The following is a 7,698-nucleotide window of genomic DNA, read 5'->3' as shown; positions in this document are numbered from 1 at the left end:
GCATGAAGGAGTATCCGATGGCTTCACCCCCGGAAACCGGAACCAAGGCCCGGTTATTGCAGGCTGGCCGCAAGGTTTTTGCGGAAAACGGGCTTAAAAACGCCACCGTCCGCGACATATGCACCCTGGCCGGAGCCAACGTAGCTTCCGTGAACTATCATTTCGGCGGCAAGGAAAAGCTCTACGTCTCGGTGCTGCAGGACTATTTGGAGCATGAGAACAGGCGCAACCCGCGCGACCTCGGCGTTTCCGAGCAGAGTCCGCCAACAGAGCGCCTGCGCGCCTATGTCCGCAGCTTTCTGTTGCAGACCCTGGGCGACGGCACCCCGGAAAACGAGCGCCTGGGCAAACTGCTGACGCAGGAGTTCATAGAGCCGTCGCAATTTTTCGGCGAGATCTTTGAGCGGCATTGCCGCCCCACGCACAACCTGCTGCTCGACATCGTGCGGCAGATGGTGCCAGGTGCCGACGAGGCCACGGTTTCCCGATGCGCCTCAAGCATCATCGGCCAGTGCGTACTGTTCGACTATGCAAAAGAGGCCATCAGCCGCATGAGCCCGGACCTGACTCTCAAGGCCAGCAACATTGAGCATATTACCGATTTTATCATGCAATTCTCCCTGGGCGGCATAGAGCGCATCCGCACCGCCCAGTAACGATAGCCGCCCGGTTGGCCCCCCAGCACTTCAACACAAGATCAGGACACACAAATGCGAATCAGTACCTCTTTCCCGCGCTCCCTGCTTCTCTTCGCCGCACTTCTGGTCGCCTTGCCCGGCTGCGGCCAAAGCAAGCAGGCTGGCGGCCCTCCGCAGGCCGGTGAGCCGGAAGTCACGGTCGTCACCATCAAGCCCGAAACCGTGACCCTGACCACAGTGCTGGCGGGCCGCACCTCGGCCTATCAGGTTTCGGATGTGCGCCCCCAGGTGGGCGGCATCATCCAGAAACGCCTGTTCAAGGAAGGCTCCGAGGTGAAGCTCGGCGAGGTGCTCTATCAGATCGACCCGGCCACCTATCAGGCCGCCTACGACAACGCCAAGGCCACCCTGGCCAAGGCGGAGGCCAATGCCGTGCCCGCGCGCCTCAAGGGCGACCGCTACGGCAACCTGACCAAGGTCAATGCCGTGAGCCAGCAGGACAACGACGACGCCCAGGCCGCCAAGCGCCAGACCGAGGCCGACGTCATCGCCGCCAAGGCCGCCCTTGAGACCGCACGCATCAACCTTTCCTACACCCGCGTCACTTCGCCCATCTCCGGACGCATCGGCAAGTCCAGCGTCACCCCCGGCGCCCTGGTCACCGCCAGCCAGGCCACCGCGTTGGCCACGGTGCAGCAGACCGACCCCATGTATGTGGATGTCACCCAGTCCAGCTCCGAAGTGCTGCGCATGAAGCGCGATCTCGCCAGCGGCAAACTCAAAAAGACCGGCACGGGCGGGGCCAAGGTGAAGCTCTTGTTCGAGGACGGCACGCCCTACGGCACCGAAGGCTCCCTGCAGTTCTCCGACATCACGGTCGACCAGACCACCGGCGTCATCACTCTGCGCGCCCTGTTCCCCAACGCCCGCCAGGAACTGATGCCCGGCCTCTACGTGCGCGCCGTGCTTGAGGAAGGCGTCGAGGAAAACGCCATCGTGGTGCCGCAGGCCGCGGTGAGCCGCGACAGCCGCGGTCTCGCTCAGGTCATGGTGGTCAAGGCCGACGGAGTGGTCGAGGTTCGCCAGATCAGCGTCGTCCGTGTGGTGGGAGACAAATGGCTGGTTTCCGAAGGCCTCGCTGCGGGGGACCGCGTCATCGTGGACGGTCTGCAGAAGGTGAAGCCCGGCGGCAAGGCCAAGGCCGTGGAAGCCGGCCAGGCCGCACCCGCCGCCCCTGCTGGCCAGGCCGGTCAGGCCGCCAACGCCACCGCGCAGGCCCCTGCACCGGAAGCCGCCCAGCAGCCTGCCGCCAAGCCCGAAGCCGCCAAACCTGAAGCGGCCAAACCCGAAGCGGCTCCCAAGGCCGACGCTGCGCCAAAGGCCGCAAAGCCTGCCGCGACAGCGTCTCCTGCCCCTGTCGCCGCCAAGGCCGAAAAGCCTCAGACGTCCGTCCCGGCAGAAAAGGCCGCTCCGGCGCGCGCCGGCATGAAGGAAGTCATGAAGGAAGTGATGAAGGACGAGCCCAAGGGCAAGGTTCCGACCGACAAGAGAAGCATCGTCTACTCTCCGCCCAAGGACCAGCCCTGGCCCGGTTCCGTCGGGGCGTCGGCCTCCGATCAGAAGTCTGAACCCACGCCCGCGCAGTAGCAGGGACCGGGAGCTTATATCATGGCCAAGTTCTTCATCGATCGCCCGGTTTTCGCCTGGGTCATCGCCATCATCATCATGCTTGCGGGCGCGCTTTCCATCCTGAAGCTGCCCATCTCGCAATATCCTAAAATCGCGCCCACCACTGTCACCATCAGTGCGGCGTATCCCGGCGCATCCTCCAAGACCGTCGAAGACACCGTCACCCAGGTCATCGAACAAAAGATGAAGGGCATCGACAACCTGCGCTACATGTCCGCCACAAGCGACGCCACGGGCCAGGTGGCCATCACCCTGACCTTCGACTCGAACACGGACGCGGACATCGCCCAGGTGCAGGTGCAGAACAAGCTCGCCCTGGCCACGCCCCTTCTTCCGGAGGCCGTGCAGCGCCAGGGCATCACCGTGAACAAGAGCGCCACCAGCTTCCTCATGATCGTGGCGCTGGTTTCCGACGACCCGAAGATGAACGGCAGGGACTTGAGCGACTATGCCTCGGCCTACCTGCTCGACCCCATCAGCCGAGTCAACGGCGTGGGCGAGGCCAGCGTCTTCGGCGCACAGTACGCCATGCGCGTCTGGCTCGACCCGAACAAGCTGAACAACTACAAGCTCATGCCCTCTGACGTGTCCGCGTCCATCGTGGCGCAGAACGCGCAGATCTCCGCAGGCCAGATTGGCGGCACCCCCGCCCAGCCCGGCCAGCAGATGAGCTTCACCATCCTCTCGCAGACCCGCCTCGAATCCGTGGACCAGTTCGAGAAGATCATCCTGCGCACCAACCAGGACGGCTCCACCGTGCGCCTGAAAGACGTGGCCCGCGTGGAGCTCGGCAGCGAGTCCTACGATACGGTCTCGCACTTCAACGGCAAGCCCTCCACAGGCATCGCCATCAAGCTGGCCACGGGCGCCAACGCGCTGGAAACAGTCAAGGGCGTGCGCACCTCCGTCGACGAACTCTCCAAGACCTTCCCGACAGGCATGCGCATCGTCTTCCCGTACGACACCACGCCCTTCGTGCGCGTCAGCATCGAGGAAGTAATCAAGACCCTGGCCGAGGCCATCATCCTGGTCTTCCTGGTCATGTACCTGTTCCTGCAGAATATGCGGGCCACCATCATCCCCACCATCGCGGTGCCGGTGGTGCTCCTGGGCACCTTCGGAGCCCTGGCGGCCTTCGGCTTCTCCATCAACACGCTGACCATGTTCGGCATCGTGCTGGCCATCGGTCTACTCGTCGACGACGCAATCGTCGTCGTGGAAAACGTCGAACGCATCATGACCGAGGAAGGGCTTTCGCCAAAAGAGGCCACGAAGAAATCCATGGGCCAGATCACCGGCGCGCTGGTGGGCATCGCCCTGGTCCTTTCCGCGGTGTTCATCCCCATGGCCTTCATCAGCGGCTCCTCGGGCGTTATCTACCGTCAGTTTTCGCTGACCATCGTCTCGGCCATGGCCCTGTCGGTCCTCGTGGCCATCGTGCTCACCCCGGCCCTGTGCGCCACCTTCCTCAAGCCCATCCACAAGGGTGAGCACCACACGCACACCCAGCACGGCTTCTTCGGCACCTTCAACCGCCTGTTCGACAAGGGCAGCACCCGCTACCGCAACGGCGTTTCCGGCCTGCTGACGCGGCCCAAGCGCGTCATGCTGGTGTACCTCGGCATCCTCGTGGCTCTGGGAGTGCTGTTCATGCGCTTGCCGACCTCGTTCCTGCCCGAGGAAGACCAGGGCGTCATCTTCAGCTTGGTCCAGCTCCCCGCGGGCGCTCCGCAGGAGCGCACCCTCGAGGTGCTGCAGCAGATGGAGCACCACTTCCTGGAAAACGAGAAGCAGACCGTCAGTTCGCTGTTCACGGTTGCGGGCTTCAGCTTCGCCGGGCGCGGACAGAACGCCGGTCTGGCCTTCATCCAGCTCAAGCCATGGGACGAGCGCAAGGGCGAGGCGGCCAGCGCCAAGGCCGTGGCGGGCCGGGCCATGATGGCCTTCTCGCAGATCAAGAGCGCCAACGTATACGCCTTCCTGCCCCCGGCGGTCATGGAACTCGGCAACGCCTCCGGTTTCGACCTGTTCCTTCAGGACCGCGCAGGCCTTGGCCATGCGGCCCTGATGCAGGCGCGCAACCAGCTTCTGGGCATGGCGGCAAAGAATCCCTCCCTTATGGCCGTGCGCCCCAACGGCATGGAGGACACGCCCCAGTACCAGATCGACATCGACCAAGCCCGTGCGGGTGCCTTCGGCCTGTCCCAGGCGGCGATCAACGACACCCTGTCCACCGTGCTCGGCGGCAGCTACGTCAACGACTTCATCGACCGTGGCCGCGTGAAAAAGGTCTACATGCAGGGCGACGCGCCCTTCCGCATGATGCCCGAGGACATCAACCTCTGGTACGTGCGCAACACCAAGGGCGACATGGTGCCCTTCGGCGCCTTCTCCTCCGGCCGCTGGACCTATGGCTCACCGCGCCTTGAGCGCTACAACGGCATGTCCGCCGTCGAAGTGCTGGGCATGCCCGCCCCGGGCTTAAGCTCCGGCCACGCCATGGCGGCCATTGAGGAGATCGCGGCGCAGCTGCCTGCGGGCATCGGCCTTGAATGGACCGGCCTGTCCTACCAGGAGCGCATGAGCGGCTCCCAGGCTCCGGCGCTATATGCCATCTCCATCCTTGTGGTCTTCCTGTGCCTTGCCGCGCTGTACGAGTCCTGGTCCGTGCCCACGGCGGTCATGCTCGTGGTGCCGCTCGGCGTTGTGGGCGCGGTGCTCGCCACCATCGCCCGCGGACTGACCAACGACGTCTACTTCCAGGTGGGCTTGCTCACCACCATCGGCCTGGCCGCCAAAAACGCCATTCTCATCGTGGAGTTCGCCAAAGACCTTGTGGAAAAGGGCTACGGACTGCTGGAGGCGACCATGGAAGCCTCGCGCTTGCGCCTGCGGCCCATCCTCATGACCTCCCTGGCCTTCATCCTGGGCGTGCTGCCCCTGGCCATCAGCACCGGCGCAGGCTCCGGCAGCCAGCGCGCCATCGGTACCGGCGTCATCGGCGGCATGCTCGCGGCGACCTTCCTCGGCATCTACTTCGTTCCGGTGTTCTTCGTCATCGTGTACCGTTTCGCCATGCGCAAGAACAAGCAGGTGCCCGCGACCGTCGCGGACGCCCCCCTGGAAGCAACCATAGTAGACGAGAACACGGACCAGACCGCCAACGACGCCGCCCCCGGCGACGACAACTCCCGCGAGGTGAAGTAATGCGCTCCAAGCGACATGCTCTGGCTGCGGCCTGCCTGGCCGCCCTGCTCCCGGTGTTCGCCGGCGGCTGCACCATGGCCCCGAAATACACTCAGCCAAGCCCGGTCCTGCCGGGCGACTGGACCAGCGGCGCGGGAGCGAAAGCGACTCCCGGCGTCAAGGCGCAGGACTGGCGGCAGATCATCGCCGACGAGCCCACCAAACGCCTTGTGGAGCTGGCCCTCATCAACAATCGCGACCTGCGCGTAGCCGCCCTGAAGATCGAAAAGGCCCAGGCGCAGTACCAGATCCAGCGCGCAGACCTCTTGCCCAAGATCGACGCCACGGGCGGGGCGAACATGCAGCGCACCCCGGCCAAGCTCTCTGGCACGGGCGTGGCCGTCACCAGCCGCACCTACAGCGTGGGCCTGGGTTTCAGCTCCTTTGAGCTGGACCTCTTTGGCCGCATCCAAAGCTTGAAGGACGAGGCCCTGGAGAACTTCTTGGCCACGGAAGCCTCGCGCCGCAGCGTGGAACTCTCCCTGGTGGCCGAGGTGGCCACGGCCTACCTGACCCTGGCGGCGGACCGCGAACAGCTGACGCTGGCCCAGGAGATCCTGGACACCGAACTGGCGTCGTATGATATCGTGCAGCAGCGCTTCAACTTCGGCGTGGCCAACGAGCTCGACCTCTCCCAGGCGCAGACCACCGTGGATACCGCCAAGGTCAACGTGGCCACCTACACCGCCAAGGTGACTTCCGACGAAAACACCCTGTCCGTGCTGGTGGGCATGCCCCTTTCGGCGGAACTCCTGCCCGCCAAATCCCTGGCGGACGTGGCCCCCTTGAACCCCGTGCCCGCAGGCCTGCCCTCCGAGGTGCTGACCCGCAGGCCCGACGTGCTGGCCGCCGAGCATCAGCTCAAGGCCGCCAACGCCGACATCGGAGCCGCGCGCGCCAAGTACTTCCCCTCCATCGGCATCACTTCAAGCGTGGGCTTCGCCAGCAATGAGGTGAGAGACCTGTTCAACTCCCCGGCCGGCGCCTGGTCCTTTGTTCCGCAGCTCACTGTGCCCATCTTCCATGCCGGTGCCATCCGCGCCGGGGTCAAGGCTTCTGAAGCCGAACGGGACATCATGGTGGCGCAGTATGAAAAGACCGTGCAGACGGCCTTCAAGGAGGTCTCCGACGCCCTGGCCCAAAGCGCCTCGCTGGAGACCCAGGTCTCGGCGCAGTCCTCTCTGGTCAAGGCCACGGGCAAAAGCTACGAGCTCTCCACCCTGCGCTACGAGAACGGCGTGGACTCCTACCTGTCAAAGCTCGACTCGCAGCGCTCCTTCGCCTCCTCGCGGCAGAACCTCATCAGCGCGCGGCTCTCGCGCCTGGCCAACACCCTCACCCTGTACAAGGCTCTTGGCGGCGGCTGGGACAGCGAACAGGCCCAGGCTGCGGAAAAGGCAGCAGAAGAAAAGAAACTGGCTCAGGCCAAGTAGCCCAGGCCGCCCAGCTCCCGCACAACACAAAAAGCCCCGGCGATGCGCATCGCCGGGGCTTTTCTTTTGTCTGTGGGAAAGCAAGGCGTGCGAACTAGTCGCGCCCCTTGCCGAGGACCACGCGAGGCTTGCTGCCGTCCGGCGCGCCGAGCAGGCCGTCGGCCTCCATCTGTTCAATGTAGCGCGCTGCACGGTTGAAGCCGATGCGGAAGCGGCGCTGGATGAGGGAGATGGACGCCTTGCCCTGGCCGGTGACGAACTCCACGGCCTCGGAGTACATGGGGTCGTCGGCCACGCCGCTGCCGCCCTCGCTGCCGGGGCCGCCGCCAGGGGCCGCCTCGCCCTCCTTGCGCCATTCGGTGAAGTCCAGATCGAACTGCTGGGGCTGCTTGGCCTTCCAGTAGGCCACCACGGCCTCGATCTCCACCTCGTCCACATAGGCCCCGTGCATGCGCTTGAGCTTGGACCCGCCGGACTTGTAGAGCATGTCGCCCTTGCCCAGCAGGCGCTCCGCGCCCACGGTGTCCAGAATGGTGCGCGAATCGTGGCGGCTGGTGACCTGAAAGGAGATGCGCGTGGGAAAGTTCGCCTTGATGAGCCCGGTGACCACGTCCACGCTGGGGCGCTGGGTGGCCAGGATCATGTGGATGCCCGAGGCGCGCGCCAGCTGCGCCAAGCGCACGATGCAGTTT

5 protein-coding genes are annotated in these 7,698 nt (G+C 65.0%); 4 read left to right on the top strand and 1 reads right to left on the bottom strand.

All coding sequences use genetic code 11. The features are described from left to right. The 4 genes from VN419_RS10385 to VN419_RS10370 form a co-directional block, all read left to right on the top strand. Nucleotides 1-656: TetR/AcrR family transcriptional regulator (locus VN419_RS10385; protein WP_325647158.1), on the top strand; the 656-nt coding region annotated here is incomplete at its 5' end. Nucleotides 657-710: 54 nt separating this feature from the next. Continuing rightward, nucleotides 711-2,285: an efflux RND transporter periplasmic adaptor subunit gene (locus VN419_RS10380; RefSeq protein WP_325647157.1), complete on the top strand. Its 1,575-nt coding sequence runs from the start codon at nt 711-713 to the stop codon at nt 2,283-2,285. A gap of 21 nt (nt 2,286-2,306) precedes the next feature. Continuing rightward, nucleotides 2,307-5,534, top strand: coding sequence for an efflux RND transporter permease subunit (locus VN419_RS10375; RefSeq protein WP_325647156.1), 3,228 nt, complete (start codon nt 2,307-2,309; stop codon nt 5,532-5,534). Beyond that, nucleotides 5,534-7,006: an efflux transporter outer membrane subunit gene (locus VN419_RS10370; RefSeq protein WP_325647155.1), complete on the top strand. Its 1,473-nt coding sequence runs from the start codon at nt 5,534-5,536 to the stop codon at nt 7,004-7,006. The genes VN419_RS10375 and VN419_RS10370 overlap by 1 nt, the downstream gene beginning before the upstream one ends. A gap of 94 nt (nt 7,007-7,100) precedes the next feature. Here the strand turns inward: VN419_RS10370 and VN419_RS10365 are convergent. Continuing rightward, nucleotides 7,101-7,698 (bottom strand): DNA translocase FtsK (locus VN419_RS10365; protein ID WP_325647154.1); only part of this gene is annotated, 598 nt, incomplete at its 5' end.

It is taken from the genome of Humidesulfovibrio sp., from assembly GCF_035560995.1.
GTDB lineage: Bacteria > Desulfobacterota > Desulfovibrionia > Desulfovibrionales > Desulfovibrionaceae > Humidesulfovibrio.
The sequence above is the reverse complement of the archived record's forward strand: the minus strand, read 5'-3'. Positions and strand labels throughout refer to the sequence as shown.

Bases quoted from the DNA above. Each gene is read 5' to 3' on its own strand.
- VN419_RS10380 (WP_325647157.1), top strand. From the start codon at position 711: ATGCGAATCAGTACCTCTTTCCCGCGCTCCCTGCTTCTCTTCGCCGCA.
- VN419_RS10375 (WP_325647156.1), top strand. From the start codon at position 2,307: ATGGCCAAGTTCTTCATCGATCGCCCGGTTTTCGCCTGGGTCATCGCC.
- VN419_RS10370 (WP_325647155.1), top strand. From the start codon at position 5,534: ATGCGCTCCAAGCGACATGCTCTGGCTGCGGCCTGCCTGGCCGCCCTG.